Source organism: Streptomyces sp. NPDC059957, assembly GCF_042730015.1.
In the GTDB taxonomy this organism is placed as follows: domain Bacteria; phylum Actinomycetota; class Actinomycetes; order Streptomycetales; family Streptomycetaceae; genus Streptomyces.
Genome location: NZ_JBHWMB010000077.1, coordinates 1 through 25468 on the forward strand (window position 1 = coordinate 1; position 25468 = coordinate 25468).

14 protein-coding genes and 1 pseudogene are annotated in these 25468 nt (G+C 74.9%); 2 read left to right on the forward strand and 13 right to left on the reverse strand.

Translation table 11 applies throughout. The annotated features are described in order from the left end of the window. Positions 1 to 510, reverse strand: a 510-nt coding sequence (locus ACFWBW_RS34560) for an SMI1/KNR4 family protein (RefSeq protein ID WP_385381323.1), incomplete at its 3' end; no start/stop codon positions are given. Between the two features lie 250 nt (positions 511 to 760). On the opposite strand from ACFWBW_RS34560, the gene ACFWBW_RS34565 reads away from it, so the two are divergent. Beyond that, positions 761 to 1930: a glycosyl hydrolase gene (locus tag ACFWBW_RS34565; RefSeq protein ID WP_385381326.1), complete on the forward strand. Its 1170-nt coding sequence runs from the start codon at positions 761 to 763 to the stop codon at positions 1928 to 1930. On the opposite strand, the gene ACFWBW_RS34570 is transcribed toward ACFWBW_RS34565, so the two are convergent. From ACFWBW_RS34570 to ACFWBW_RS34610, 9 genes are all read right to left on the reverse strand, one after another. Beyond that, on the reverse strand, positions 1825 to 2535 hold the full coding sequence (locus ACFWBW_RS34570) for a 4'-phosphopantetheinyl transferase family protein (RefSeq protein WP_385381328.1): 711 nt from the start codon (positions 2533 to 2535) through the stop codon (positions 1825 to 1827). The genes ACFWBW_RS34565 and ACFWBW_RS34570 overlap by 106 nt on opposite strands. Before the next feature lie 10 nt (positions 2536 to 2545). Beyond that, positions 2546 to 3814: an MFS transporter gene (locus ACFWBW_RS34575; protein ID WP_385381331.1), complete on the reverse strand. Its 1269-nt coding sequence runs from the start codon at positions 3812 to 3814 to the stop codon at positions 2546 to 2548. A gap of 44 nt (positions 3815 to 3858) precedes the next feature. Then, complete coding sequence (locus tag ACFWBW_RS34580) at positions 3859 to 4248, reverse strand: hypothetical protein (protein WP_385381334.1); 390 nt, start codon at positions 4246 to 4248, stop codon at positions 3859 to 3861. After that, entirely contained in the window at positions 4245 to 5624 is a 1380-nt protein-coding gene (locus tag ACFWBW_RS34585) for a glutamate synthase-related protein (RefSeq protein WP_385381337.1), read from the reverse strand. The genes ACFWBW_RS34580 and ACFWBW_RS34585 overlap by 4 nt, the downstream gene beginning before the upstream one ends. Next, the gene (locus tag ACFWBW_RS34590) at positions 5621 to 6604 is read right to left on the reverse strand and encodes an asparagine synthetase A (RefSeq protein ID WP_385381340.1); all 984 of its coding nucleotides are present in this window, start codon (positions 6602 to 6604) and stop codon (positions 5621 to 5623) included. The genes ACFWBW_RS34585 and ACFWBW_RS34590 overlap by 4 nt, the downstream gene beginning before the upstream one ends. A 92-nt stretch (positions 6605 to 6696) precedes the next feature. Then, positions 6697 to 8082 carry a methylaspartate mutase gene (locus tag ACFWBW_RS34595; protein ID WP_385381343.1) on the reverse strand — a complete coding sequence of 462 codons (1386 nt, stop codon included), beginning with the start codon at positions 8080 to 8082 and terminating at the stop codon, positions 6697 to 6699. Further along, positions 8079 to 8606: a cobalamin B12-binding domain-containing protein gene (locus ACFWBW_RS34600; RefSeq protein ID WP_385381346.1), complete on the reverse strand. Its 528-nt coding sequence runs from the start codon at positions 8604 to 8606 to the stop codon at positions 8079 to 8081. The genes ACFWBW_RS34595 and ACFWBW_RS34600 overlap by 4 nt, the downstream gene beginning before the upstream one ends. Before the next feature lie 152 nt (positions 8607 to 8758). After that, positions 8759 to 8965: an MbtH family protein gene (locus ACFWBW_RS34605; protein WP_385381349.1), complete on the reverse strand. Its 207-nt coding sequence runs from the start codon at positions 8963 to 8965 to the stop codon at positions 8759 to 8761. Beyond that, complete coding sequence (locus ACFWBW_RS34610) at positions 8962 to 16185, reverse strand: amino acid adenylation domain-containing protein (protein ID WP_385381352.1); 7224 nt, start codon at positions 16183 to 16185, stop codon at positions 8962 to 8964. The genes ACFWBW_RS34605 and ACFWBW_RS34610 overlap by 4 nt, the downstream gene beginning before the upstream one ends. A 219-nt stretch (positions 16186 to 16404) precedes the next feature. Between ACFWBW_RS34610 and ACFWBW_RS34615 the strand changes: the two are divergent. Then, positions 16405 to 16791 (forward strand): annotated as a pseudogene (locus ACFWBW_RS34615) (DUF4440 domain-containing protein). 142 nt (positions 16792 to 16933) lie between these two features. Here the strand turns inward: ACFWBW_RS34615 and ACFWBW_RS34620 are convergent. Genes ACFWBW_RS34620 through ACFWBW_RS34630 form a run of 3 tightly spaced genes read right to left on the reverse strand, consistent with a single transcriptional unit; the run spans position 16934 to position 25425 of the window. Continuing rightward, the gene (locus ACFWBW_RS34620) at positions 16934 to 22477 is read right to left on the reverse strand and encodes a condensation domain-containing protein (RefSeq protein ID WP_385381355.1); all 5544 of its coding nucleotides are present in this window, start codon (positions 22475 to 22477) and stop codon (positions 16934 to 16936) included. A 12-nt stretch (positions 22478 to 22489) separates the two neighbouring features. Then, the gene (locus tag ACFWBW_RS34625; RefSeq protein ID WP_385381359.1) at positions 22490 to 24379 is read right to left on the reverse strand and encodes an amino acid adenylation domain-containing protein; all 1890 of its coding nucleotides are present in this window, start codon (positions 24377 to 24379) and stop codon (positions 22490 to 22492) included. A gap of 5 nt (positions 24380 to 24384) precedes the next feature. After that, a complete protein-coding gene (locus ACFWBW_RS34630; RefSeq protein ID WP_385381362.1) occupies positions 24385 to 25425 on the reverse strand; it encodes a TauD/TfdA family dioxygenase in 1041 nt (346 codons plus the stop codon). Between the last annotated feature and the right edge of the window lie 43 nt (positions 25426 to 25468).

Below are 25468 nucleotides of genomic sequence, written 5' to 3' on the forward strand. Positions count from 1 at the left end.
GAGCTCGGCAGCGGGGTGCAGCGGCAGCTCGGGGCCGTCCAGCTGCAGGAGGTCCCAGAAGTCGTCGGCGTACGGCTGGACGCCCTCCTCGAAGCCGGTCTGCTCGACCAGTTCCTCCGCCGTGGCGATGAGCCGGTCGAGCCAGTGCGGCAGCGAGTCGGCCTCGACGTGGAGGCCGCCCTCGCGGTACTGCATCAGGACCTGACCCCACCGGCCGTCGGCCTCGATGTCGACCCAGGTGACGCCGCCGCCTCCGTCGTCGGTGACCAGCCAGTGGGGGTGCGGCAGGCCGTGGTCGCCGGCCTGGCGTGGGTGGCCGGTCAGCGTGAACTCCACCGGCGGCACGGCGAAGCCGCCGAGCCGGCCCAGCAGTTCGCGGACCTCTGACGGCACCGGGACGGGCCAGCGGTCGAAGTCGGCAGCCGTGGCGCCGGGTTGTACCGCGAGGTCGAACGGGACTCGGGCGGCCAGCTCCCGCAGCCGCTCGAGGAGGGTGTCACCGGAGATCATCCGCTCACGCTACCGGAACGGTTCCGGGCAGCGGGAACCGTGTGCCCGGCCGTGCGCCGTCGGGCACCCGTGTCCGGCGCCCGCCCGGTGTGCCGGTGAGGCTTCATCCGTTCGGGTCAAGCGGGCGCGGGTGGCTGCGGCGAATGGCCCAGCATCGGGACACTGGACAGGCCGCGCATCGGATGAGATGCCTAACGTCGCTGCCAGACACATCGGTCACATCGGTGCTCGCGCAGCTTGTGGAGGTGCCATGTCCCGTCGACGCAGCTTGCTGGCGGGGGTCTGCGCGACTACGGCCGCCGTCGCTCTGCTCCTGACCGGGGGCGCCCAGGGCGTCCAGACGCCGCACGGGCAGGACTCCGGCACACGTGCCGGGGGCGAGGTCGCGCTGGGCGCCTACCTGCACTACGGATCGCCCGGCGTCGAGCGGATGCAGGAGCTCTCGCGCTGGCTCGGGGGTACCGAGCTGCGCGCCGGGCACACCTACCTGCCGGGCGACACCTGGGCGAACATCGAGGGGGCACCCGATTCCCTGCGCACGTGGGCGCGGTGGCGCAACGAGAGGGCCGACCGGCTGTTCGTCCTGAACGTGCCCATGCAGGAGCGCAACGAGGCCCGCCTCCCCGACGCCAGGGTCGCCGAGCTGATCCGCGCCGGTGCGCGGGGCACTCACGACCAGCACTTCCGGCGGCTGGCCGAGCGCCTGGTCGACCTCGACGTGCCGGACACGGTGATCGTGCTCGGCTGGGAGATGAACGGCTTCGACTACACCCACCGGTGCCGGCCCGACCCCGAGAACTGGAAGAAGTACTGGCGGCGCATCGTGGCCGCCATGCGCTCCGTGAAGGGGCAGGACTTCCGCTTCGACTTCGCCCCCAACCGCGGCGGTGACGCGATCGCGTGGACCCGGTGCTACCCGGGCGACGACGTCGTCGATGTCGTCGGGATGGACTCGTACGACCAGGAACCCGGCCGGACCTTCGACGAGCAGGTCACCCAGCCTTACGGACTGCGGCAGCAGGTCGATTTCGCCAGGGCCCACGGCAAGGAGATCTCGTACCCCGAGTGGGGGCTGTTCCGGCACGGCGACAACCCCGAGTACGTGCGGCGCATGCTTGAGTGGATCGAGGAGCACCGGCCGCTCTACCACAGCATCACGGACTTCTGCCCGCACGGCGTGTGGCAGTGCGGGCAGAACCCGCGTTCCTCGCGGGTGTTCCGGGACTTCCTCTCCGGCGGGCGGAGCCCCGGCTCCGACCTTGCGGACGAGGTCCGGGCCGGGGCGGTCGGCCGCGCCGCCCCGGGGGCCGGCTGTCACGGCGTGTGCAGTGCGAGGGCCGCGCAGTGGCCGGCCGGGACCAGGACGTCGGTCAGGGTCCATCCCGGCAGGCGGGCCGGCACCGCGCCCGAACCGACGTAGTCCGCGGCCGGGTTCTCCGACAGCCCGACCCCCAGTCCTTTGAGGTAGGCCTCCTTGCGGGTCCAGACCCGGGTGAAGGCCTCCGAGCGCTCCCCGGGGGAGAGGGCCGCCAGTTCGGCGGCCTCCCGGGGGTGCAGGACGTCGGCCAGCTCCGGGATGGTCCGCGGTGCCACCAGCTCCTCCACGTCCACCCCGACCGGGGCGGTCGCGAAGGCCAGCAGGCTGATGCCGGTGCAGTGCGAGAGCGAGAAGTGCAGGGCCCCGCCCGGGAGCACGGGGCGCCCGTGCGGCTCGTCGCAGTGTGCGCACGGAGCCCGCTCGACGGTGACCTCGCGCGGGACGATGCCCAGGTACGCGCCGAGCAGCCGCCGCAGCGCGACGTGTGCGCAGACGTACGCGTCACGGTCGGCGGCCTGGACGAACTCGGCCGCGCGGGCCAGCTCTTGGGCGTCCAGGGTGCCGGGGGCGTGCCGGGCGGCGTGGACGCGGTAGTCCGTGGTGTCCACGAGCCACAGCTGCGGGCTCGCGGCCACCAGGACTGCCTGCGCCGGACCGGGGTCCGACAGCCTCTGGGGGAGCAGGAGTTGCTGCGTGAGCACAGACATGGGGACCTCCTCAGGCGGCCGCGGGGACGGGGAGCTGCTCCACCGGCGCCGGCTCCTCGGCCCGCGCGGGGTGGCGCAGGGCGAGTACCGCCGCCACCGGGGAGACGAAGGCGATCGCGCCGCACAGCAGCCACGTGGTCTGGACGCCGAGGACGAGGGAGAGCGAGCTGAAGACGGCGATGGAGATGGGGGCGGTGCCGATCCCGGCCAGGGCGAGCGTGGACATCGCCGCGCCCATCCGGTCCTCGGGGGCCGACTGCTGGTACAGGGTCACGATCGCGGGGCCGTTGAGGCCGGACAGCAGTCCCACCCCGGCGGCGACGGCGGTCAGCGAGACCACGGAGGGCATCAGGGCCATCACGAGGATTCCCGCGGCGAGGCCGGCGCCGGTGACGACGAGGCGCACGAACATCGGGATGCGGTGCGCCATCGCGGCGCCCACCGCGCTGGAGCCGAGCGCGCCCACGCTGAAGGCCGCCAGCACGACGCCCACGGCGCTCACGCCCCAGCCGCGTTCGGAGACCAGCAGCGGCAGCGCCACCTCCGCGGGCCAGCTGAAGGCCAGGTCGAGGCAGAGGGCGGCGACGAACATCCAGCGCAGCCGGGGGTGGGCGGCGAGCAGCCGGAAACCGTCGCCGGAGCGCTTGACCAGGGAGACGCCGGGCTCCGGCTTCGGGCGGACGAACCCGTGGGTGACGTGCAGCAGGCAGCCGAGCCAGATCGCCCCGGTGACGGCGCCGACCAGCATCGCCAGCCACAGTTCGCCGACGGTGATCAGGAGCGCTCCGGCCGGTGCGCCGAGGATGGGAGCGACGCGCAGCACCATCGAGTAGAGGGAGTTCGCGCGGGCCAGCTGGTCGCCGCGGGCGAACATCGGCAGCAGGACGCCGGACGCCGGCCCGGCGAGGCCCAGGAGGACCCCCTCGATCAGCGCGATCACCACCAGCGGCCACAGCTGTTGGGTGGTGGCGGTGACGGCTGCGCCCACGGCGAGCAGGACGACGCGGGCGGCCGTGGTGCGCAGGAGGATGAAACGCGGCCCGAGGGTGTCGGCCACCGCCCCGCCGAAGATCAGCATGAGGGCGCGGGGCACGGTGGCGGCGAGCATCAGCAGGGTGACCGCACGGGTCCCGCCCAGCTCGACGGCGGTCCAGTTCATGGCGATGAGCAGGGCGAAGCTCCCGAGCTGCACGGAGGCCTGGCCGCCGACGAGGGAGCCGACCCGGCCCCACTGGACCGGTCGGGAGGACTGCGGAGCCTGCTGTGCGGGGGTGTCCATGGTGCACCTGTTCTCTGTGTGGGCTGGGGGAGGGACGGGGTCGTTCATCGCCGGTCGCCGCGGTGGTGGAGGCCGTCGAGGGCGGTGGCCACGGCCCGGCGTGCGGCGCGCGCCAGGTCGGTGCTGCGGGGTGCGCCGCCGTACGTCCGCAGTTCCAGGCGGCCCCCGAGGTGTCCGAGGCCGGCCGCTCCGAGCGCCCGGTACGCGGCCGTGGCCGCAGCGCTGGTGGCGGCCGGGCCGGCCGCGGGGAGGGTGGTCGCGTCGACCCCCGGTAGCTCCGAGAGCCGGAACCGCCCCCGGACGCACGCCGCCCTCCGGCGGCGCCCGCGCGGCCCCGCGGGCCGGCCGCCCGGCACGGGGCGCGGGGCGGCCCGATCGGGTACCGGGCCGACGGCGGCGGGAACGGCCTGACGGGCCGGGCCGGGCCGCCTCATGACGGGCTCCCGAGCGGCACGGCCGGCACGGCTCCCGGCACCGGGACCTCCGGGGACCACAGGTCCGCCGGGTCCAGATCGGCGACACGGTACTTCCCGAGCGCGCTGACCAGCAGCCGCAGCTCCAGCGCCAGGGCCTCGACCAGCCGGACCAGGCCCGACTCGGGGTCCTCGTCCACCGCCAGAAGCGCCGCCCGGCCCAGGCCCACCGCGGTCGCCCCCAGGGCCAGGGCCCGTACCGCCCGGCCGCCCTCCCAGATCCGGCCGGAGGCGAGCAGGTCCCCGGCCGGCCGGCCGATCCGCCGCAGGCACTCCCCGAGCGGCAGTCCCACCTGGTCCAGGAACACCCGCGGCGCCCAGCCGGTGCCGCCCTCGGCTCCGTCCACCGTGACCGCGTCGGCGCCCGCCGCCCACGCGGTGGCGGCGGCCGCCGCGATGTCCCGGCCCGGGTGGAACTTCACCCAGGTTCGGGCCAGCGGGAAGTTGTTCCGCATGAACCGCAGCTGCTGGCGGACGATCTCCTCGGTGAAGGTGCCGGGCGTGGCACACCGCAGCCGCCTGCCTTCGCCGCCGGCGTTGCCGTTGCCGTCGCCGTCGCCCAGGAGGTCGCGTACGGCGAACTGCCCGGCCAGCCTGCCCGCTTCCGCCGCGCCCACTACCGTCATTCCGCCGAGTCCGGGCTTGGCGCCCTGGCCCACCTTGAGTTCGAAGCCGAGCCGGCCCGAGTCGCGCAGCGGCCGGGTCCCCGGGTCGCTGTAGAGCAGGTTCCAGACCTCGGAGTCGGCGTCCTCGGTGGACTGCTGGACGACGACGCCGCCGACCCCGTCCGGGACGGACTCCGCGTAGGCGGCCACCCGTTCCAGCAGGGCAGAGCGGGTCGCCCCGCCGTCACCGCCGCGGGCGTAGCCGTGCACCGGCACCATGTTCTCGCCGATCACCATCGGGATCCCGAGCCGCGCCGCCTGCCGGCCCGCCGCCACCCCGAGGTCGCCGCTGCCGGCCCGGGTGGAGCCGAACGCCGAGAGGTACAGCGGCAGCCGGGCCGTGAAACCGCCGATCGACGTGTCCAGGTCCACGTCCTCGTACGAGGGCTCGCGGCCCAGGTCGATCAGCTTCTCCAGCCGCCGCGGCATGAACACCGGCGGCGTGATCCGCAGCGCGTCCAACGCGTCGGGGGAGGCTCCCGCAGGACCGGCCGCGTACCCGTCGGCCGCGTACCCGCCGGCTCCGTACCCGTCGGCCCCGTACCCGCCGGCCGTCGCCCCGAAGAGTTCCGCCCCGTAGGCGTCCGCCGCCGGGAACACCTCGGCCGTGCCCAGCCGGGCCCTGGCCCGTACCGCCCGCTCCGGGAAGCCCGGCGCACCCAGTGAGCTCACGGCGCGATCACCCCCGGCAGCTTCGGGTAGGCGCTGACCTGCCAGAGGGCGTCGAGCCCGGTCAGGTACCGCACCAGTCGCTGCAGCCCCATGCCGAAGCCGGCGCTGGGCTCGATGCCCTCGCGGGCCAGCTCCAGGTACCAGGCGTACTTGGCCGGGTTCTCGCCGCTCTCACGCATCCGGGTCACGATCGCCGCGTAGCCCGACTCCCGCTCGCTGCCGCTGACCAGTTCGCCGTATCCGCCGTGCGCGATCAGGTCGAAGTTGCGGAGCACGCCCGGGCGTTCGGGGTCCTCGCGGTCGTAGAAGCCGCGCGAGCCCTTCGGGTAGTCGTCGATGAAGAAGGGCCGGTCGGCCTCCAGGGAGAGCACCCTCTCGCCCTCCCAGTCGATCTCCGCGTCCGGGCTCTGCGGGTGTCCCCGCCCGATCAGCCGAGACACTGCCTCCTCGTGCGTGCAGGAGTCGAACTTCCCGGACCGCAGCTCCGCGAAGTCCAGCTCTTCCCGGCCCAGTTCACGGAGCACCTCCGGGACGGCCGTCCACACGTGGTCGACCACGCTGGTCAGCAGGCCCGCCGCGATCTCCTGGGCGTCGGCCCGGCTGCCGCCCGCCATCTCCACGTCGATCTGGTGGAACTCCACCAGGTGGCGGCCCGTGCCCGCGGTCTCGGGGGGCTCCACACGGACGTTCGGGGCGATGTAGAAGAGGCGCGGAAAGCCCTTCAGGGAAGCCTGCTTGTAGAGGATCGCGCTCGTCATCAGCTTGTAGGGCTGACCGTAGTAGTCGACGTCCAGCGCCTTCGCGCCGCGTCCGCCCGGGTCGGTGACCGGGCCCACCAGGGGCGGCAGCAGTTCCACGAAGCCCTCGCCGCGCAGGAACTGCCGCGCCGCGTGCAGGACTTCCTGCTGGACGAGCATCGCGGACCGCAGCTGCGGCGAGCGCAGGTGCTCACCCAGCGGGGGAGGGGTCGAGAGGTCCATGTCGGCTCCTGTTCCTTTTCCTGTGTGTGGTGGGTGGTGTACGGGTGCGCGCGTCACGGGACCGGTCCCGCGCGCGGCGTGGTCGGAGCGGTTCACGCGGGGGCCCGGGCTGCGCGGGCCCCGGCCAGGGCTCCGCTCGCGGCCCCGGAACCGGGCGCCGGCGGGCCGTCGTACTGGGAGGCCACCCGGCCCAGCGCCGCCAGCAGCCCGTCCGAGGTCATCGACCGCACGGACGCCGGCACGCTCCCGCCCGGCACCGGGTGGGGGGTGAGCGGCATCGCGCCCGTCTCGGACCAGCGCAGCCGTCCGTCCGCGTCGACGAAGCTGCGCGAACGCCCGGCGTTGTCGGGGTGCAGGCAGTACGGGACGTCCAGGACCCCCCGCGCGAAAGCGGTGCGCAGGGCCTTCCCGAGGTCCTCGCCGAGTTCGAGGACGGCCTCCACGAAGGCCCGGGCCTCCCGGTACACCTCGGTGTCCGCCGGCCGCGCCGCCCCGCTCGGCCGCCCGGCCAGCGCGGCCGTCGCCGCGGCCGTCTCCAGGGCGCGGACGTTCTCCAGCACGGTGGGGATCCGGTGCGCCTCGGCGGCCGTCTTGACGATCAGCCGCTGCGCACCCGAGGTCACCGCAAGGCGTGCCGAGGCCTCCAGCAGGCGGGTGGCGCCGCGCTCGGTGTGCGGGAAGACGCCCATGTAGGTGTAGAGGACGACGTGCCGGTCCACCTCGGGAGGCAGGAACTCCGCGGCGAGCCGGCGCAGCGCCCGTACCGCCTCCGCGTCCTGCGCGGGGTCGGTCTGCTGCGCGTAGCTGAGGGACACGCTGCGGATGCCGTGCCGGACGAAGAACAGGCCCTCCAGCAGGCTGATGGCCACCAGCAGCCCGGGCGGGCACAGCTGGCCGAGCATGCAGCCGCCGAAGCTCTCCACGTGCGCCACCCGTGGCGCCTGGACGAGGGAGGCGAGCAGTTCGCAGCAGTGCGCCCAGTTCTTCACGGACTCGGCGAGCGGGGTGCGGCCGTAGGGCAGGCAGTACGAGACCGGTCCCCCCTCCGTGGCGTCCAGCCCGGCGGCGGCGAGCGCCCGGACGATCGCCTCCGGCCGCGACGAGCCGTGCCGTACCTGGACGGGGAAATCGGTGTCGAACACGCCCGCGAGGAGGTTGCGGGTGAGCTCGGCGGAGTGGGTGGCGATCGGGTAGCCGTTGAGCGGGGTGCCCTCGGCGAGGGCGTCGCGCGCCGCGGCGTGGTCGCCGACCCGGGTGTAGCTGTCGATGGTGAGGGTGCCGACGGTGGTGGCGACGGCGGCTTTCGTGCGTTCCAGGCCGGCCCGCATCCGGCGCGGATCGCCGAAGCCCATCCGCGGCTGGACGACCAGCTGTCCGGAGGCGGCGGCGTCCGCGACGAACCCGCCGAAGGAGGCCGGGGAAACGGAAGGAGAGGGCGCGGCGGCCACGTTCGGTGCGGCGAGCGTGGCGGCGGTCATGCGACGGCCCGCCGTGCGGCGCCCTGCCTGGCGGCGGCCTGTGCCGCACGCGGCGCGACGGCCCGCGAGGTGACCTGTGAGGTGGCCCGCGGCACGATGTGCCGGCCGGTCCGCGCGGTCGTCCCGAGCGTGGCGAGGAAAGCCTTCAGCGCGGTGACGTCGCCGTCGTCGAAGACGGCGTCGCAGCCCGCGTCGAGGAGCCGTGCGCGCTGCTCCGGGTCGGCCGCGCCGGCCACGCCGAGCTTGCCGCCGATGACGACGGGAAGGGTCAGGCCGGCCCGGCGGACGGCGCGCACGGCGCTCAGCCCGTCCCGGTAGCCGTGCCCGTTGACACTGCTGATGACCACGAGGCCGGGCTCCTCGGCCGCGCAGGCCGCCGTCAGCAGCTCGTCCGTCACACAAGGCCCCAGATTGCCGACCGGGTGCCCGAGCTCCTCCAGGAGCAGCTGCAGATAGACCAGGTTCCATGTGTGGGAATCCGAAGCCGTACCCGTGAGAAGGATTTTCACATTCCGTCGTCGCATACGGACGAATATAGGAAGACCAGGCCCCGTCGAGGGGAAGTTGGACCGGCAGTATGGGGGCGGTGGGAATTCCTGGCGGGATGCCTTGGAGGAAAACGGAAAACCGTGCCCCGCGGTGCGGGGCACGGTTTTCCTCACAGTTCACGAGGGGGTCAGGCGTACTGGGCGACCAGGCTCTTGGGGCGGATGTCCGTCCAGTTCCGCTCCACGTAGGCGAGGGCGTCCGCCCGCGGGCCGGCACCCCATACCACGTCCCAGCCTGCGGGAACGTCGGCGAAGTCGGGCCACAGGGCGTGCTGCCCCTCGGTGTTGACCACGACGTGGAACGTGCCCTCGGTGTCATCGAAAGGATTGGTCATGACAGGCTCCTCAATTTCTCGGAAAGAATACGGCCGATCAGGGCAAGTGGTTCGGGTTCACCCATTCTGGTGTGCGGGACCCCGATGATGTGATTCTCGACGCTGCCTTCCACATAGGGAATCCAGTGCTGTGCGAGAGTGTTTTCCGTTTCCCCGTCCTCGATGGCCGCCAGGAACAGCATGTCGGTGGCGACCGGGCGCGGGGCGTACAGGTTCATGATTTCGGCGTGGTTGATGGAGGCCCCGATCACGGAGCGGATCTCCCCGTCGGAGAAGGCCCCGAGCACCGGGTCCTTCAGCCGTACCAGGCCGATCAGCGCGTCCACGTCGAACGGGGCGTCGGCCGGCTCGTCCGTGGCGTCGCCGACCAGCATGTCCCTCTTCTGCGCCGGGGTCATCCGCCGCCGCACCGGCTCGGTGGGCAGCAGATGGACGTCCATCATCGCCAGCAGCTCGGTGCGCTCCCCGAGTTCGGCCAGGCGTACGGCGAGGGCGTGGGCGACCGTGCCGCCGAAGGACCAGCCCAGGAAGCGGTACGGGCCGTGCGGCTGGACCTCCCGGATCAGCGGGAGGTAGTCCGCGACCATCTCCTCCACCGACGCGGGCGAGTGGCCCAGCTCGCTCAGTGCCCGTGCCTGGATCGCGTACAGCGGCTGGTCCGGCCCCAGGTGCTGGGCCAGGCCCGCGTACGGCCAGCCCACCCCGGTGCCGGGGTGGAGGCAGAACAGCGGCGGTTGCGCCCCGCGGGTGCTCAGCGGGAGCACCACGCCCATCGGGTCGAAGCCGCTGGGCTCGTCGCCCAGCAGGCCCGCGACCGTCGGGGTGCGGAACAGGTCGCGCACCCCGCGCTCCAGCCCGAGCACGGTCCGCATCCGGCTCACCAGGCGCACCCCGAGCAGCGAATGCCCGCCCAGCCCGAAGAAGTTGTCGTCGATGCCCACCCCTTCCACGCCCAGCACCTCGGCGAACAGGGTGCACAGGATCTCCTCGCGCGGATTGCGCGGCGGCCGGCCCGAGGGGCGTGCGCCGAGGGCCGGCGCCGGCAGGGCCTTGCGGTCGGGCTTGCCGTTGACGGTCAGCGGGATGGAGTCGAGGAGCACGGCCGCCGACGGGACCATGTGCTCGGGGAGTTCGCCCGCCGCCCAGCGCAACAGGCCCTCGCCGTCGAGGCCGTGGCCCGCGCGCGGCACGGCGTACGCGACGAGCCGCTTGCCGCCGGGGCCGTCCTCGAAGACGACCACCGCGACCTGCCCGACGCCGGGGTGGCGGGCCAGGGTGGCCTCGATCTCCCCGGGCTCGATCCGGAAGCCGCGCAGCTTGATCTGGCCGTCGGCCCGCCCCACGAACCGCAGTTCGCCCTCGGGGGTCCAGTGCACGAGGTCGCCCGTACGGTACATCCGGCCGCCGTCGCCGCCGAACGGGTCGGCGACGAACCGCTCGGCCGTCAGCCCCGGCCGGCCCAGGTACCCGCGGGCCACCTGGGTGCCCGCGATGTACATCTCGCCGGCCACTCCGATCGGGACCGGCCGCAGCCGCTCGTCGAGGACGTGGATCCGGGTGTTGTCCAGGGCCGCCCCCAGGAACACGCCGGGGAGCGTGCCCCGTCCCGCCGGGATCCGCTGCTGGTGCGAGGCGAAGGTGGTCTCGGTCGGGCCGTAGGAGTGGACGAGCGTGGTGTCGGGGCAGTGGTCCATCACCCGCTGGAGGGCGCTCGGGGACGCCACGTCACCGCCGGTCCAGACCTCGTCGAGGAGCTTGAGGGTGTCCAGGCCCTCGTCGGCCATGATGTGGAAGAGGCCCATGGTGAAGTAGGCCGCGCTCACGCCGTGGGTACGGACCGTGTGGTCGAGCTCCGCCACGTCGGTGCCGTCGCCGGGGGCGATGACCAGCTGGCCGCCGTTCAGCAGCGGAACCCACAGCTCGTAGGTCGACGCGTCGAAGCCGATCGCCGAATGGACCAGCATCCGGCGGTGGTTGGCCCGGTTCCAGCAGCGGTCGGTGACCAGCTCCACCACGTTGCGGTGGGTGACGCCGACGCCCTTGGGGCGGCCGGTCGAGCCGGAGGTGAACATCACGTACATCAGGGCGTCCTCGCCCACGGCGATCCCCGGATCGGACACGTCACCGGCGGCCTCGGCCCCCTCCGGACCGGTCCCGTCGTCCCCGTCCGGCGCCGGGTCCGCGGTCATCACCAGGACCCCGGCCGCCGCCTCCTGGAGCACCGCGGGCCGCTCGCGGTGCGATTCCTGCGTCAGGAGCACCCGCGCCGCCACGTCCTCCATGACCATGCGCACCCGGGCGTCGGGCAGCCGCGGGTCCAGCGGCACGTAGGCGGCCCCGCACTTGAGCACGGCGAGCGCCGCCACCAGCAGGTCCGGCGTACGGTCCATCAGGACGCCGACCGCCCCGTCCCGGGCCACGCCGGCCGCCAGCAGCCGGTGCGCGAGGGCGTTGGCGCGGGCGTCGAGGGCCGCGTAGCTCAGGGTCTCGTCCTCGTACGAGACGGCGGTCCTGTCCGGGGTGCTGCGGGCCTGGGCGGCGAACCGCTCGTGGACCAGCCCGCACGCGGCCTGCGGGGTCGCCGTGTCGTTGTACTCGGTGACCAGGCGGAACTCCTCCTCGGCGGAGAGGAGGGCGATGTCCCCGATGCGCTGGGCGGGGTCCTCGGCGACCGCCCGCAGGGTGCGGGCCAGGTGCGCGGCCAGCTGGGCCGCCGTCCCCTCGTCGTAGAGGTCCGTCGCGTACTCCAGTACGCCCTCCAGCCCGCCCGGGGCTCCGTCCGCCGTGCGCGTCTCGCGCAGCGACACGGTCAGGTCGAACTTGGTGAACCCGGAGGCCGTCCCCAGCGGGGTCCCGGCCAGCGCCGCGTCCGCCGGAGCCGGCGCTTCCGCGGGATGGACCTGCACCACGACCTGCACCAGGGGGTGGTGGGCCGTGGAGCGCGCCGGGTTGAGCCGCTCCACCACCAGGTCGAAGGGGAGGTCCTGGTGGGCGTACGCGGCGAGGTCGGTGTCCTTGACCCGATCCAGGAGTTCCGCGAACCGGGGATCGCCGGAGGTGTCGCAGCGCAGCACCAGCGTGTTGACGAAGAAGCCGACCAGGTCGTTCAGCGCCTCGTCGTCGCGCCCCGCCACGACCGTGCCCAGCGGCAGGTCGGTGCCGGCGCCGTGCCGGGTCAGCGTCGCCGCCAGGGCCGCCTGGACCACCATGAACACGGAGGCCCCGTGGTCGAGCGCGAGGCGTTCCAGCCGGGCGTGCGTCCCGGCGTCCAGGGCGAGCGGGGTCGCCGCGCCCCGGTGCGTGGCCTCCGCGGGCCGGGTACGGGCCGCCGTCAGTTCGAGGACCGGCGGCGCGCCGGCCAGGGCTTGCTTCCAATGGGCGACGTGCCCGGCGGCGGACTCGCCGTCGAGGGCTGCCCGCTCCCACAGGGTGTAGTCCGCGTACTGCACGGGCAGCGGCTGCCAGCCGGGAGCCCGCCCGTCCTGCCGGGCCCCGTAGGCGGCGGCCAGGTCGGCGAGGAGCGGGCCGGTCGACCAGCCGTCGGCGGCGATGTGGTGCACGAGCAGCACCAGCACCTGCCCGTTCCCGTCGCCGTTCCCGTCGCCCTTCTCGCCGGTGTTCTCGCCCGTGTTCGAGCCCGTGGTCCCATCCGTGGTCCCGTCCGTGTCCGCGGGGTCGATCAGGGTGGCCCGGAAGGGGAGTTCGGCCGCCAGGTCGAAGACGTGCCCGGCCGCGGCGTCGACGGCCGCGTCCAGCCCGCCGGGCGGAGCGGAGACCTGCTCCAGCACCGGCCGTGCCGACTCCAGCACCTGCTGGTACGGCTGCCCGTCCACCGCCGGGTACACGGTGCGCAGCACCTCGTGCCGCCCGGCCACGTCGGCGAGGGCTTCGGCCAGCACGGCCGGGTCCAGCGGCCGGTCCAGGCGCAGGGCGAACGGGATGGTGTAGGAGCGGCTCGGGCCCTCCAGCTGGTCGACGAACCACAGCCGGCGCTGCGCGTACGACAGCGGTACCCGCTCCGGCCGGTCGGCGTCCGCCACCGGGACCAGCGGCGCCCGTCCGGTGCCCGCACCGTCCCGGGTGAGGCGCAGCGCCAGCCCGGCCGGGGTCGGGGCGAGGAACAGGTCGCGGATCCGGGCCTCCAGGCCGAGCACGGCACGGATCCGGTTCACCAGCCGCACGCCCATCATGGAATGGCCGCCGACCGAGAAGAAGTTGTCGTCCGGGGCCACCCGGTCGATGCCGATGACCTCGGCGAACAGCGAGCAGAGGACCCCTTCGGCGGCGGAGCCCCCGGCGGGCGGGGCCTGCGCCGCGCGCAGTGCTTCGGCTTCGGCCTCGGCGGCGCGGGCGAGGGCGACGCGGGCCCGGCGCTCGGCGAGGCGCCGCAGCTCCGCCCCGTCGAGCAGCGGGCTCGCTGAGGGCGGCCCGTCGGGGTCCGCCGCCGCCCGGGCCAGGGCCCGTACGAACACGTCCAGCAGCAGCCGGGCCGTCTCCTCGTCGAAGAGGTCCGCCGCGTACTGCCACCACACCTCCAGGCCGCCGTCCGCCGCGGCCACGCAGGCGGCGCTGAGGTCGAACTTGGCGGCCTCCAGGCCCGTTTCCACGAACCGGCCGGTGAGCGGGCCGGCCGGCTCCGGGGTCTGCGCGTCCTGCTCCTGGGCGGTCAGCATCACCTGGAAGAACGGGTTGACGGCGAGCGAGCGGTCCGGGGCGAGGTCTTCCACCAGCAGGTCGAAGGGCAGCTCCTGGTGGGCGTAGGCGGCCAGGTCGGCGTCCCGGGCCCGGTCCACGAGCGCCGCGTACGGGACGTCGCCCGATACGTCGGTGCGCAGCACAAGGGTGTTCACGAAGAACCCCACGAGGCCGTCGAGGGCCTCGTCGCCGCGTCCCGCGACCGGGGTTCCGATCGCGACGTCCGTTCCCGCGCCGACGGCGGCCAGCGCCTGGGCCAGGGCCGGCTGGAGGACCATCAGGAGGCTGGCACCCCGCTCCTCGCCGAGCGCGGCGAGCCGCCGGAAGGCCTCCGGGTCCAGCCGCGCCGTGAGCCCGCCGGCCCGCCCGGTCGGCTCGGCCGGCCGGGGCCGGTCGGCGGGCAGGTCCAGTACGGTCGGCATCCCGTCCAGAGCGACCCGCCAGTGGTCCAGCAACGCGGCCGGATCCTCCAGGAGTTCGTGCTGCCACAGGGTGTAGTCGGCGTACTGCACCGGCAGCGGCTCCCAGCCGGGGGCGGCGCCGGCCAGCCGCGCCGCGTACGCCCCGCCCAGATCGCGCAGCAGCGGGCCCACCGACCAGCCGTCGGTGGCGATGTGGTGGGTCAGCAGGGCGAGGGTGGCCCCGCCGTCGCCCGTGGTGAACAGTCGTGCGCGGACGGGAAGTTCGCAGGACAGGTCGAAGGTGCCCGCGGTGAACAGCGCGACCAGGGAGTCCAGTTCGCCCGGCGCGCACTCCCGTACCGCGAGCGGGACCGGAAGCGGGTCCAGGACGTGCTGGTACGGCTCGGAGTCGACGGCCGGGTACACCGTGCGCAGCACCTCGTGGCGCTCCACGACGTCGGCGAGGGCGGCGGTCAGTGCGTCCCGGTCGGGGACGGTGTCCAGTCGCAGCACCAGCGGCAGGTTGTAGGTCGTCGAGGGGCCCTCCAGCCCGGCCAGGAACCACAGCCGGCGCTGCGCGAAGGACAGCGGGATCCGGTCCTCGGCGGGGAGCAGGGCCCCGTCGAACACCGACTCGGCGGCAGCGGCCCGGTCGCCGGGGGGCGCGGCGCGCAGCAGCTTGCGGTCGATCTTGCCGGAGGAGGTCCGGGGCAGGGCCTCCACCAGCGTGATGACCGACGGCACGGCGGCGGCGGGCAGGTGGGCCCGTACCCGGGCGCGCAGTGCGTCGGCGTCCACCTCCGGAGCCGCCCCCGGATCCGCCCCCGGATCCGCGACGACGAAGGCGGCCAGCCGCTTCACGCCGTCCGCGGTCTCCTGCGGCACCACGGCGGCCTCGCGGACCCCCGGGTGGCCGGTGAGCACCGACTCCACGGACGCCGGGTCCACCCGGTGGCCGTTGATCTTGACCTCGTCGTCGGCCCGCCCCCGGAAGCCGAGCTGCCCGTCCTCCCGGACGAACACCACGTCACCGGTCCGGTACGCGCGGTCGGCGCCCAGCGCCGCGAAGCGTCGCCCGGTCAGCTCGGGCCGGCCGAGGTAGCCGAGGGCCAGACCTCCGCCGAGCAGCCACAGCTCGCCGTCCACGACGGCCGCGCGCACGCCCGGCAGCGGCTCCCCGATCGGCACCGGGCCGCCAGGGTGCCGGGAGAGGTCGGCGACGGTGGCGACGACGGTGGCCTCGGTCGGACCGTACGTGTTCAGCAGCCGCACCCGGTCCGGGTCCACGGCCCGGCACCACTGCGCCACCCGCTCGGGCAGCGCGGCCTCGCCGCCGATGACCACCGTGCGCACGGTGGAGGGGAGTTCGGCGATCCCGGTGGCGAGGGCGTGGGCCAGCTCGTGCCAGTAGGCCGTGGGCAGGTCCAGTACGGTCACCCCGTGCGCGGCGCACCCCGCCAGCAGCCCGGGTACGTCCAGCATCTCCTCGTCGCGCAGGACGAGGGTGGCCCCGGCGCCCAGCGTCAGGAACACCTCCTCGACGCTCGCGTCGAAGTGCAGCGGCGCGAACTGCAGGACCCGGTCCCCGGCCGTGATGCCGTAGCGGACGGTCGCCCCGGCCGTGAAGTGGGCCAGGGCGTCCTGCCCGACGACCACCCCGTTGGGGGTTCCGGTCGAGCCGGAGGTGTAGATCACGTACGCGGCGTCCTGCGGGACGCCCGGACCGGGGAGGGTGAACTCGCCCTGCACCGGGCGGACGTCCTGGCCGGCGCAGTCCGCCAGGATGGCGGCCGTACGGGCGGCCGGGGCGCCGGGGTCCAGCGGCAGGTAGGCGGCGCCGGTCCGCAGGGCGGCCAGCAGCCCCACGACCGCGTCGATCCCGCGCGGCCGGTGCACGGCCACCAGCCTGCCGGGCCCGGCGCCCTCGGCAGCCAGCTCCTCGGAGCGGAACGCCACGGCGAGGGCGAGCTGCCCGTACGTCATGCGGCGCTCGCCGTGCACCAGGGCGAGCCGCTCGGCGCCGTCGGCGACCCGGGCGTCGATCCGGTCGAGCACACGGGGCGCCGGGGTGATCGCCGGGCCGCCGTCCAGGACGGCGGAGGCGGTGGGGGCGGTCGAGGGCATCGCGGAGCCTCCAGGCGGGGGAATGGATGCGGAGCGGAGTCCGTGCCCCCACGCTAGGCACCGCCCGCCACCCCGCCGGGCAGTCCCCGCGGCAGCTCACCGGCCCCTCTTCTGCCGCCCCGAACTGCCGGTCACCGGAGCGCGCCCCCACCGACGAGCCGTGCTCTGCGCGTGGCAACTCGGCTGCGAAGGCTCGGTCACCTGGGCGAGGATGCCCGCATGAGCCGAGAGACGGATGAGGTGGGCGAGGCGATCGCGGGCGAGCTGCGTCTCATGGACCCCGGCGTGCGTGCGTCGCGCTCGCTCGCCCGACAGCTGCTGGCCCCGGACTTCGTGGAGGTCGGCGCGTCGGGGCGGCGGTGGACGTACGAGGAGATGCTCGCCGCGTTGCCCGAGCTGGACGGTGCGGCAGAGGGCGGTCCGCGCCACGAGCCCTAGGACGTCACCGGTGTCCTGCTGGCACCCGGGCTGGTGCACCTCACCTACGAGACCACGTTGGACGGAAACCGGGCGCGGCGGAGTTCGCTCTGGCGCAAGCAGGGTGCGGCCGCACCCTGGCAGATGTACTACCACCAGGCCACACCCGTCCCGCCCGACAGCATGTGACCGTCGCGGAGAGGCCCTCCCCGGCAGGCTGCCGGGGAGGGCCTCACGTGCGGTGTACGGGGAGGGGCGTGGCGCGTCGCCGCTACGGCCGGCGGGGCGTGCCGCTCCGCCGCTACGGCTGGCGGGGCGTGCCGCTCCGCCGCTACGGCTGGCGGACCCGGGAGCCCGCGCGGGTGCGGCGGTGCAGGGCCGGCGGCGGGGTCGGCGGGACCGGCGGCGCCGACGCGAGCAGCGCCGCCAGCCGGGCCGGCGTCGGGTGCCGGAACACCTCGCGCAGGGTCAGCTCCCGGCCCAGCTCCGCCTTGATCCGGTTGACCAGCCGGACCGCGAGCAGGGAATGCCCGCCGGACTTGAAGAAGTTGTCGTCCGGGCCGAGCTGCCCCCGCTCCAGCACCTCCGCGAACAGCCGCAGCAGCGCCGGCGCGAGCCGGTCGTCCCCGCGCCGCTCGTCCCCGTGCCGGTCGTCCCCGCGCCGCTCGTCCCCGTGCCGGTCGTCACCGTCCGCAGCGGGCGCCCGGCCCGCGGCGCCGGCCGGGTCCTGAGCTCGGTCCGAGGCTCCGGCCGGGCCCTGGGGCCGGCCCGGAGCACGCGGCGCGGACCCGGCAGCAGCCTCCGCCGGCGGCCCGGCCGCCGCCCGCGCCGTGGACCCGGCCGTGGGATCCGGCGTGGGATCCGCCGCGGGGCGCGCCGGGCCCCGTGCCGCCCCCTGGTCCGGCGCCGCCCCCGCGAGGAGGTGCACCGCCGAGGGGACCGCGTACTCCGGCAGCCGGTCCGCCGCCCACTCCTGCAGGGCCGCCTCGGTCAGCGGGCCGGCCGGGCCCTCGCGGTCCAGCACCTCCGCGACCAGCCGGTCCTCCAGTACGCGGACCCGCGCCCCGGCCACCGCCGGGTGCTCCGCGAGCACCGCCGCGACGTGTTCCACGTCGATCGGGTAGCCGCCGGCCGGCGGTCGCGGCCCCCGCCGGTCGGCCGGCGCCGGGAGGTCGCCGACCCGGCGGCCGGGGTCGGCGCCGAACAGCTCCAGCGCCGCCACGAGCAGCCCGGCCAGCCGCTCGGCGCCGGCCTCCCCGTACAGGTCGGTGGAGTACTCCAGCACGCCCGACAGACCGCCTTCGGCGTGCTCCGTCAACGCGAACGTCAGGTCGTTCTTCGCCGTCGCCGACCCGTACGGCAGTTCCGTACCGGCCAGCGGGCCGCCGTCGGCGCCGCTTCCCGCGCCCGTGTCCGCCCGGTTGACCTGGAGCATCACCTGCACCAGCGGGTGGTGGGCCGCGGACCGGTGCGGGTTCACGTGCTCCACCAGCAGGTCGAAGGGGAGGTCCTGGTGCGCGTACGCCGCCAGGCCCGCCTCCCGGACCCGCCCGAGCAGCTCCTCGAAGGTCGGATCGCCGCCCGTGTCGGTGCGCAGGACCAGGGTGTTCACGAAGAAGCCGACCAGTCCCGACAGTGCGTCGTCGCCGCGACCGGCAACCGTCGTGCCGAGCGCGAGGTCCGTGCCCGCTCCGAGCCGGGTCAGGGCCGCGGCGAGCGCCGCCTGCACCACCATGAAGAGCGTGGCGCCCTGGGCGTGGGCCAGGCGCAGGAGGCGTCCGTGGGCGTCCGGGGACACCGCGAAACCGGTGAGGGCCCCGCGCCCGGAGGGCTCGGCCGGCCGGTGCCGGTCGGACGGCAGGTCGATCAGCGGTGGCAAGCCGGTCAAGGTCCGCTGCCAGAAGTCCAGTTCGGGCCGGGCGTCGGCGAGCAGCTCCCGCTGCCACAGCGTGTAGTCGGCGTACTGCACCGCGAGCGGCCGTGCGCCGGGGGCCCGACCGGCCAGCCGCGACTCGTACGCGCAGGCCAGATCGGCCAGCAGCGGCCCCGTGGACCAGCCGTCGGCCGCGATGTGGTGCAGGAGCAGGACCAGCGTCTGCGGGCCCTCCCCGTCCGGCAGGAACAGCCAGGCCCGCAGCGGCAGATCGCGGGTCAGGTCGAAGACGTGCCCCGCCGCCTCGTCCACGGCGGCGCCCACGTCCTGGGGACGCGCCAGCTCCAGCTGCGGCCGGGCCCGCTCCAGCACCCGCTGGTACGGTTCGCCGCCCTCGGCCCCGTACACCGTGCGCAGCACCTCGTGCCGGGCCACCACGTCGGCCAGGGCGTCGGCGAGCGCCGCCGGGTCCAACGGCCGGTCCAGGCGCCGTACCAGGGCGATGTTGTACGCGGGGGACGGCCCCTCCAGCTGGTCGGTGAACCAGAGCCGGCGCTGCGCGTACGACAGCGGAAGCCGCTCCGGCCGCCGCTCGGCGGGCGCCAGGGCCGGCCGGGAGTCCGCCTGGCCGGCCGAGGCCAGCCGCCGGTGCAGGCTCGTGGCCGTCGGGGCCAGGAACAGGTCCCGGATGCCCGCCTCCACACCGAGCACCGCCCGGATCCGGTTGACGAGCTTGCTCGCCAGCAGCGAATGCCCGCCCGACTTGAAGAAGTTGGCGTCGGCGCCGATCTCCTCGCGGCCCAGCACCTCGGCGAACAGCCCGCAGAGGATCTCCTCCCGGGGCGAGAGCGCCACGGGGGCGGCCGCCACAGGCCGCTGCGCCGCGGCCACCGCGGCCGCGGCGACGCGCTCACGGCGCCGGACGAGCCCCGCCTCCTCCTCGGCCGTCACCAGCTCCAGCGCGCCCAGCCAGGAATCCGGGGACTCCGGGGACTCCGCGGATGCAGCGAACGCGCGCAGGGCCCGTACGTACACCTCCAGCAGCAGCCGCGCCGTCTCCCCGTCGAAGAGGTCCTCGGCGTACTGCACGTGTACGTCCATGCCGTCCGGCGCACCGTCCGCGCCCCGGCGGGCGGCGCAGTGGAAGGAGAGGTCGAACTTCGCGGCGCCCAGGTCGGTGCTCGTCGCCCGCCCCCGGACGCCACCGAGCCGCACCACGTCGTCCGCGGCCTCCTGAACGGTCAGCATCACCTGGAAGAAGGGGTGTTCGCCCAGCGACCGCCCCGGCTCGGCCAGCTGCTCCACCAGCACGTCGAAGGGCAGGTCCTGGTGGTCGAACGCGGCCAGGTCGGCGTCCCGCACGCGCTCGACGAACGCCCCGACCGACGGGTCCCCGGACAGATCGGTGCGCAGCACCAGGGAGTTGACGAAGCAGCCGACCAGATCGTGCAGGTCCTGGTCGGGCCGGCCCGCCACCGGGGTGCCGATCGCCAGGTCCTCCCCGGCACCGGCGGCCGACAGGGCCTTCGCCAGTGCGGCGCGGGCCACCATGAACAGGCTGGCGCGGCGCCCGCGCGCCAGGGAGAGCAGGGCCCGGTGCGCCGCGGCGTCCAGCTCCGCCGACACGGTCACCGCCCGCCCCGAGGGCTCGGCCGGCCGGGGCCGGTCCACGGGCAGGGCGGTCCGGGCCGGCATGCCGTCCAGGGCCGTCTTCCAGAAGCCGAGCAGCTCCGCCGGATCCGCCAGCAGCTCGCCCTGCCACAGGGCGTAGTCCGCGTACTGGACCGGCAGCGCCCGCCACGCGGGAGCCCGGCCCGTGCGCCGCGCCTCGTACGCCTCGCCCAGGTCCCGCAGCAGCGGGGCGATCGACCACCCGTCGGTCGCGATGTGGTGCACCAGGAGCACCAGTACCGCGGTGCCGTCCCCCGGCAGGAACAGCCGGGCCCGCATCGGCGGCCGCAGCGCGAGGTCGAAGGGCTCGCGGCCGAAGCCGGCGACCAGCCCCTCCAGGGCCTGCGGGGCGCACGGCGTCACCTCGAGGCCCGCCGTCTCGATCCCCGCCGCGCCCAGCACCCGCTGGTACGGTTCGCCGCCCTCGGAGCCGTACACGGTGCGCAGCACCTCGTGCCGTCCCACCACGTCACCCAGCGCGTCCGCGAGGGCCGCCCGGTCCGGGACCTCCGCCAGGCGCAGCACCAGCGGCGCGTTGTAGGTCGCGGAGGACCCCTCGATCCGGTCCAGCAGCCACAGCGCCCGCTGCGCCGCCGACATCGGGAGCCGCTCCGGCCGACCGCCCGCGGCCGTCAGCGCCGGCCTGCTCGTGGCCGCGCCGCCCAGTTCGGCGAGACGGCGGTGCAGCGCGGTCGGCGTCGGCGCCAGGAACAGGTCGCGAATGCCGAGTTCCAGGCCGAGCGCACCCCTGATCCGGTTGACCAGCTTGCTCGCCAGCAGCGAATGCCCGCCCGATTTGAAGAAGTTGGCGTCGGCGCCGAGCGCCTCGCGGCCCAGCACCTCCGCGAACAGTCCGCACAGGATCTCCTCGCGCGGCGACAGGACGTCGCTGCGCACCGGACCGGCCGGCGCCGGAGCGGCCGTGTCCGGGGCGGCCGTCGCCTGCCGGGCGGCCAGCGCCCGCGACTCCCCGGCCGTCACCAGGTCCAGCTCGGCCAGGAGCCGGTCCGGGTCCTGCGCCGAGGCGGCGAACGCGCCGAGGGCCCGTACGTACACCTCCAGCAGCAGCCGCGCCGTGTCCTCGTCGAAGAGGTCCACCGCGTACTGGAGGGCGATGTCCATCCCGTCGGGGGCGCCGTCCGCGGTGTGCTGCTCCGCGCAGTACCAGGTGAGGTCGAACTTGGCCGCGTCCAGGCCGATTTCCTCCAGTCGGCCGCCGATCCCGCCGGCCAGCTCCACCGGCTCGGACGATCCGGTCCCCGCGTCCACCGTCAGCATCACCTGGAAGAACGGGTGGTGGCCCAGGGCGCGTTCCGGTGCGAGCCGCTCCACCAGCAGATCGAAGGGCAGCTCCTGGTTCTCGTAGGCCGCCAGGTCGGCGTCCCGTACCCGGTGCAGCAGCTCGCCGACCGAGGGGTCGCCCGACAGATCCGTGCGCAGGGCGAGGGAGTTGACGAAGAAGCCGACCAGGTCGTACAGGTCCTCGTCGGGCCGGCCCGCGACGGGCGCCCCGATCACGACGTCCTCGCCCGCGCCGGTGGCCGACAGCGCCGCCGCCAGTGCGGCGCGCGCCGCCATCGTCAGGCTCGCCCGGTGGCCGCGGGCCAGGGCGAGCAGCCCGCGGTGACCGGCCGCGTCCAGCCGGGAGGTCACGGTGGCACCCCGGCCCGATGGTTCCGCCGGGCGCGGCCGGTCGGCGGGCAGGGCGATGACCTGCGGGGCGCCGGCCAGGACCTCCCGCCAGTGCTCCACCTGCTCGTGGGCGAGGCCGTCCGGGTCGGCGGGGTCGCCGAGCAGCTCGTGCTGCCACTGGCTGTAGTCCGTGTACTGGACCGGCAGCGGCTCCCGGTCCGGTGCGCGGCCCGCGAGGCGGGCCCCGTACGCCTCCGACAGGTCGCGCAGCAGGGGGCGTACGGACCACCCGTCGGTGGCCACGTGGTGGATGAGCAGGACGAGTACCGAGGTCCCGTCGCCGGGGAGCAACAGCCGGGCGCGCAGCGGCGGTTCGGCGGTGATGTCGATCGCCTGCCGGGTGAACGCGGCGACGGCGTCGTCCAGTTCGCCGGGCGTGCAGTCCCGGGTGGTGAGACCGGGTACGGCGGCCGTCTCCAGCACCCGCTGGTACGGTTCCGCGTCGGCCCCGGCGGGCAGCACGGTCCGCAGCACCTCGTGCCGCTCCACCACGTCGGCCAGTGCCGCGCCGAGGGCCGCGGTGTCGGGGACCGCGTCCAGGCGGACGACCACGGGGGCGTTGTAGGTGGCGGACGGTCCGTGCAGCCGGCCCAGGAACCACAGCCGGCGCTGGGCGAACGACAACGGGATCTCGGTCATGTCCTGACTGTCCTAACTGTCCTGGCGTGCGGCGGCCGCGTCGGCGCTCGCGCCGGCGGTCGCCGCGACGAGCGTGTCGAGGTGGGAGGCGAGGTCCCGCAGGCGGGGGTTGGCGTAGACCGCCTTCACCGGCAGGGCGACGCCCAGCTCGGCCCGGACCCGCGACACCAGCTTGATCGCCAGCAGCGAATGCCCGCCCAGCTTGAAGAAGTTGTCGTCGGGTCCGACGCTGGAGGCGCCGAGCACCGCCGCCCAGACGCCCGCGATCAGTTCCTGCGACCGGGTCAGGCCCTCGGCGGCCGGGGCCCGCTCCGGGGAGGCGGCGGCCGGGGCGGGCAGCGCCGCCCGGTCCAGCTTGCCGTTCGTGGTCGTGGGGAAGCGGTCCAGGGCGACGAAGGCCGCCGGGAGCATGTAGGCGGGCAGCGCCGCCCCCAGGTGCTCGCGCAGGGCGCCCTTGGTGACCGTGCCGGTCGTCGCGCGGTAGTACGCCACCAGCCCGGGGGCCCCGTGCACCTCGTCGAGGAGCAGGACGGCCGCCTCCGCGACCCCGTCGACCGCGGTCAGCGCGGCCTCGATCTCCGGGAGTTCGATGCGGTGCCCGCGCAGCTTGACCTGTCCGTCGGCCCGGCCCAGGTAGCCGAGCCGGCCGTCCGGCAGCAGCCGCACCAGGTCGCCGGTACGGTACATCCGCCCGCCGTACGAGGCGTCCGCGCCGGAGTCGGCGGTGAACCGTTCCGCCGTCAGGGCGGGCCGGCGCCGGTAGCCGCGGCCCACGCGGGGGCCCGCCAGGTAGAGCTCGCCGCTGTCGCCCTCGGCGACCGGGTTCAGCTTCTCGTCGAGGACGCGCATGCGCAGTCCGGGCAGCACGCTGCCGATGTGCGGCTCGTCCGCGCCGTCGATCCAGCCCGCCGTGGAGTCCACCGTGCACTCGGTGGGCCCGTACAGGTTCACCGTGCGCAGGACGCCCTGCGCCCCCTTCTCCGCGAGGCGCCGCCACAGCTCCGGGCCGACCGCCTCGCCGCCGATGAGGAGCGTCAGCGGGCGGGGCCCGCCGTCCGCGCTCAGCAGGTCCAGCAGCGGCTCGGCGTGTGACGGGGTGATGTCCAGGTCGGTCAGGGCCTGTTCGTCGACGAAGCGGGCCAGCAGCGCCGGATCGGCCCTGGTCTCCTCGTCGATCATCACCAGGGTGTCGCCGCGGCAGATGCGCACCCACTGCTGCACGGAGGCGTCGAAGGAGGGGGACGCGTTCCAGCCGACCCGGCCGCCGTCGGTGGCCGCGATGTCCGCGCCCTCCAGCTCGGCGAGCAGCGCGGAGGCGGCGGCGCGGCCGATCTCCACCCCCTTGGGGCGGCCGGTCGAACCGGAGGTGTAGATCACGTAGGCGAGGGTGTCGGCGGACACGGCCACTGGGGCGTACGCGGGGTCCGGCGTCCCGTCCGGCGCGGTCAGTTCGGCCAGGGACAGGTGCTCGGTACCGGCGGCGAGCGGCTCGCCGTCCGGGCCGGCGGTCACGACGAGGTCGGCGCCGGAGTCCTCGACCAGGTAGCGGCGCCGCTCGGCGGGCAGCTTCGGGTCGACCGGAAGGTAGCCGGCGCCCGCGGTCAGGGTGCCGATCAGGGCGGCCACGAGGCCGGCGCCGCGCGGCAGGGCGAGGGCGACCACGCTCTCGGGCCCGATGCCGCGGGCCGTCAGGCGGGCCGCTATCCGCATCGCCTCGGCGCGCAGTGCGCCGAAGGACAGCTCGCGGTCGGCGCCGACGACGGCGGTCCGCGCGGCGGGGACCAGCGCGAGCCGGTCCAGCAGGTCGGCGACGGCGCGCGGGGCGTCGTAGGAGGCGTCCTGCGGCGCGTCCTGCGGCGCGGTCTCGGAGGTACGGGAACGCTCGGGAAGCACGGCGGTCATGGTGGTCACTCCCCGGCGAAGACGGTGGTGGACGGCTGGGTGGCGGGGGCGCAGTCGGCCAGGGCGACCGGCTCTCCCATGGCGACCAGGATCTTGCGATCGCCCTTGTAGGCCTCGCGGCCGTGGGCGCACAGGATGTTGTCGACGAGCATCAGGTCGCCCTGCTGCCAGGTCTCGCGGACCGTGACCCGGTCGTACACGTCGTTGATCGCGTCGACCTCGGCGTCGGTCAGGCGCGTCCCGTCGCCCAGGAAGGTGTTGAAGGGAAGGCCGTCGTCGCCGTACGTCTCGACGAGCACCTCGCGCACGTCCGGGTCCAGGGTGCGGCTGTTCCAGAAGGCGAAGTGGTTGAACCAGGTCTTCTCGCCGGTGGCGGGGTGCGTGACGATCGCCGAGCGGCGCTGCCGGGTGATCATCGAGTCGTCCTCCTCGACCCACTCGTAGCCCACCGTGTTCTCCTCGCAGTAGGCCTCCGCGACCGCCTTGTCCTCGGTCGCGAACGTCTTGTACCAGGGCAGGCCCGCGAGCTCCGAGTAGTTGCGCACGAGCAGCCAGCCGGCCCGGGCGAACCGCTCCACCAGCTCCGGCGGCAGCAGGCGCAGCGCCTCCCGCATGTCGCCGACCGTGGTGGCGCCGCCCTCCTCGGGGGCGATCACGCAGCCGAACAGCAGCACGCCGGGGAAGTCGAGGGTGTAGCTGTTCTCGTTGTGGAGCCGGATCGGCTGCACGGCCGGCAGATCGGTGGAGGAGAAGACGCCCTCGCCGAAGTCGGTGCGCGGGGTCGCCTTCTCCTTGTAGCCCGCGCGCCGCTGGATCAGTGCGTCGCGGGCGGCGGCGAAGGTCGCCGCGTCCGAGACGGGCAGCCCGCGCAGCAGGACCGCACCCGAGCGGTGCAACTCGGCCTGGATGGAGGCGCGGTGGGTGTTCAGCCAGGCGACTGCCGTCTCCAGGTCGGCGCCGGCCGGGGTCTGGACGACGACGGGCTTGCCGGCCTCGCGGATCGGACGGATGCCGGTGTCGGCGGGGGCGTCTGCGAACGTGGTCATGGAAGGTCCTTAAGAGGGCGCGGAGTTGAGGAGGCGGTAGGGG